1 protein-coding gene is annotated in these 286 nt (G+C 43.7%); it reads right to left on the reverse strand.

Annotated features, from left to right (window positions below):
* Nucleotides 1–286, reverse strand: a 286-nt coding sequence (locus tag CWC14_RS19280; protein WP_171036890.1) for a hypothetical protein, incomplete at both ends; no start/stop codon positions are given.

The raw sequence follows: 286 nt of genomic DNA on the forward strand, positions 1-286 counted from the left end.
CGTTGTTGTGGGCGTAAGTTACATAGTGCACCTTTACCTAGCTCGGCGTGAGCCGCTCTAAGTGCTAAGGATTGGTATGTATTTGCTGAAATTGAAGTAGCGGTAAAGTCAAAATCTTTCTCGCTGTCTTTATCTTGAGCTGGGCTTGATGTAGCTTCTAATTCGAGGGCGACACTCGGCTGATCAGTAACGCTACAAAATTGCGTGTGAGCATTGGCAATCCCCCAACTGTTAAGCACAAGTAGGCTGAGTACCAATAATATTATGTGTTTTACACTGTATTTGT

This window comes from Pseudoalteromonas sp. S3260 (assembly GCF_005886925.1).
GTDB classification, from domain to species: Bacteria; Pseudomonadota; Gammaproteobacteria; order Enterobacterales; family Alteromonadaceae; genus Pseudoalteromonas; species Pseudoalteromonas tetraodonis.